Origin of the sequence: Nostoc sp. CHAB 5836 (genome assembly GCF_020829445.1) — a bacterium.
Taxonomy (GTDB): domain Bacteria; phylum Cyanobacteriota; class Cyanobacteriia; order Cyanobacteriales; family Nostocaceae; genus Nostoc.
The window spans coordinates 1-3,149 of the sequence record NZ_JAIVFV010000340.1 but is presented as its reverse complement, the minus strand read 5'-3'; the positions used below and the strand labels follow the sequence as shown (position 1 = coordinate 3,149).

Below are 3,149 nucleotides of genomic sequence, written 5' to 3'. Positions count from 1 at the left end.
AAAGATCCAGGGGGCACTGCCGACGAAGGTCCCGACCTGAGGGTCGTGTGTTCTATGCATTGTTTGTTAGGAAAGGGATACGCCGGCGGCGGCGATCATGACGTGCTTCGGCATGGATTGATTTCGTCGTCGCTAGTTCGGAAATTCGACGTAAGTTGGATAGATTAATTAGTGACGGGATCTTCGCTCTTCTAGTTCTTCGGAATGATGAAGGGCACGTTAAACTTGAGAGTTTGATCCTGGCTCAGAACGAACGCTGGCGGCAGGCTTAACACATGCAAGTCGAACGCGTGTAGCAATACACGAGTGGCGCACGGGTGAGTAACGCGTGGATATCTGCCTTTTGGTTCGGAATAACTCCGGGAAACTGGAGCTAATACCGGATGGTTCCTACGGGATAAAGATTTATCGCCAAAAGATGAGTCCGCGTACGATTAGCTAGTTGGTGAGGTAATGGCTCACCAAGGCGACGATCGTTAGCTGGTCTGAGAGGACGATCAGCCACACTGGGACTGAGACACGGCCCAGACTCCTACGGGAGGCAGCAGTGGGGAATATTGGACAATGGGGGCAACCCTGATCCAGCCATGCCGCGTGAGTGATGAAGGCCTTCGGGTTGTAAAGCTCTTTTGGCGGGGACGATGATGACGGTACCCGCAGAATAAGCCCCGGCTAACTTCGTGCCAGCAGCCGCGGTAAGACGAAGGGGGCTAGCGTTGTTCGGAATTACTGGGCGTAAAGCGAGTGTAGGTGGTTGTCACAGTCAGGTGTGAAAGCCTTGAGCTCAACTCAAGAAATGCACTTGATACTGGGCGACTAGAGGACCGGAGAGGATAGTGGAATTCCCAGTGTAGTGGTGAAATACGTAGAGATTGGGAAGAACACCAGTGGCGAAGGCGGCTATCTGGACGGTTTCTGACACTAAGACTCGAAAGCGTGGGGAGCAAACAGGATTAGATACCCTGGTAGTCCACGCCGTAAACGATGGGTGCTAGACGTTGGCGAGCTTGCTCGTCAGTGTCGCAGCTAACGCGTTAAGCACCCCGCCTGGGGAGTACGGCCGCAAGGTTGAAACTCAAAGGAATTGACGGGGGCCCGCACAAGCGGTGGAGCATGTGGTTCAATTCGACGCAACGCGCAGAACCTTACCAGCCCTTGACATGTGACTCGCCGGCTCCAGAGATGGAGCCTTCGGTTCGGCCGGAGTCAGCACAGGTGCTGCATGGCTGTCGTCAGCTCGTGTCGTGAGATGTTGGGTTAAGTCCCGCAACGAGCGCAACCCTCGTCTCCAGTTGCCATCAGGTTATGCTGGGCACTTTGGAGAAACTGCCGGTGACAAGCCGGAGGAAGGTGGGGATGACGTCAAGTCCTCATGGCCCTTACGGGCTGGGCTACACACGTGCTACAATGGCGGTGACAGTGGGATGCGAAGGGGCGACCCGGAGCCGATCCCCAAAAACCGTCCCAGTTCGGATTGCACTCTGCAACTCGAGTGCATGAAGTTGGAATCGCTAGTAATCGCGGATCAGCATGCCGCGGTGAATACGTTCCCGGGCCTTGTACACACCGCCCGTCACGCCATGGGAGTTGGTTCTACCCGAAAACGGTGCGCTAACCGCAAGGGGGCAGCCGGTCACGGTAGGATCAATGACTGGGGCGAAGTCGTAACAAGGTAGCCGTAGGGGAACCTGCGGCTGGATCACCTCCTTTCTAAGGAAGATTGGAAGCAATTCCGGTCTTTACTTAACACTAAATCGAAGTCTGCTTTCTCAAGGCAGGCCGCTGCCGTCGACGCATCCCTTTCCTGTGATGGTATTTTGGCGAGACAGAGCCACGTTTTGGTTCTGTTGTTTCGTCTGTCCGAACCGGGCTAGTAGCTCAGCTGGTTAGAGCGCGCGCTTGATAAGCGTGAGGTCGGAGGTTCAAATCCTCCCTGGCCCACCAAGTTGCTCTGACGGCTCGTTGCGAGGACAGCCGGCATGAGCCGGAGACGAAACGAGATCGCGACCGATTTTTCTCAAACGGGGGCATAGCTCAGTTGGGAGAGCGCCTGCTTTGCAAGCAGGAGGTCGTCGGTTCGATCCCGTCTGCCTCCACCATCACACGCACAGAACGCAGCGCCGGAGTGTGGCGCGGCATCGTTCTTTGACATCGTTTATCGGAATGTAATGAGGTCTTTAAAGTCTAGATTATTCCGCGCCCTGCATCTCTCAAAGGCAGGGTGGTAGGAGTGGGTAACAAGGCCGTTTTCGGAGTGGGGGTCGTCCCCTGCACGGAACGAGCCGATAGGGCGATCGCAAGATCGTTCCATCGCTGACAAAACGTGAGATCAAGCACAATAAGGGCGTTTGGCGGATGCCTTGGCACTGAGAGGCGATGAAGGACGTGGCAGGCTGCGATAAGCTTCGGGGAGTTGCCAGCACACTTTGATCCGAAGATTTCCGAATGGGGAAACCCCATCCATCAGGATGATCGTTGACTGAATCCATAGGTCAACGAGGCAAACCCAGGGAACTGAAACATCTCAGTACCTGGAGGAAAGGACATCAACAGAGACTCCGCTAGTAGTGGCGAGCGAACGCGGACTAGGCCAGTGCTTCGATTGTAAGAACCGGAACACTCTGGAAAGAGTGGCCATAGCGGGTGATAGCCCCGTACGGGTAGAAAGCAGTCGGAGACTCGAGTAGGGCGGGACACGTGAAATCCTGTCTGAACACGGGGGGATCACCCTCCAAGCCTAAGTACTCCTCAGTGACCGATAGTGAACAAGTACCGTGAGGGAAAGGTGAAAAGCACCCCGACAAGGGGAGTGAAATAGACCTGAAACCGAACGCCTACAAACAGTCGGAGGCCGCAAGGCTAACGGCGTACCTTTTGTATAATGGGTCAGCGACTTACTCTGTGCAGCAAGCTTAAGCCGATAGGTGTAGGCGCAGCGAAAGCGAGTCTGAATAGGGCGCTTAGTTGCACGGAGTAGACCCGAAACCGGGTGATCTAGTCATGGGCAGGTTGAAGGTGCGGTAACGCGCACTGGAGGACCGAACCGGTTACCGTTGCAAAGGTATCGGATGACCTGTGATTAGGGGTGAAAGGCCAACCAAACTCGGAAATAGCTGGTTCTCCGCGAAAACTATTTAGGTAGTGCGTCG

2 tRNA genes and 2 rRNA genes are annotated in these 3,149 nt (G+C 55.1%); all 4 read left to right on the top strand.

From position 1 onward, the window contains the following. Positions 1-221 precede the first annotated feature (221 nt). Positions 222-1,710 (top strand): 16S ribosomal RNA (locus LC605_RS32060). Positions 1,711-1,867: 157 nt separating this feature from the next. Then, a tRNA-Ile gene (locus tag LC605_RS32055) sits at positions 1,868-1,944 on the top strand. A 79-nt stretch (positions 1,945-2,023) separates the two neighbouring features. Next, positions 2,024-2,099 (top strand) — tRNA-Ala (locus LC605_RS32050). Positions 2,100-2,327: 228 nt separating this feature from the next. Beyond that, positions 2,328-3,149, top strand: a 23S ribosomal RNA gene (locus tag LC605_RS32045); the annotation flags it as partial.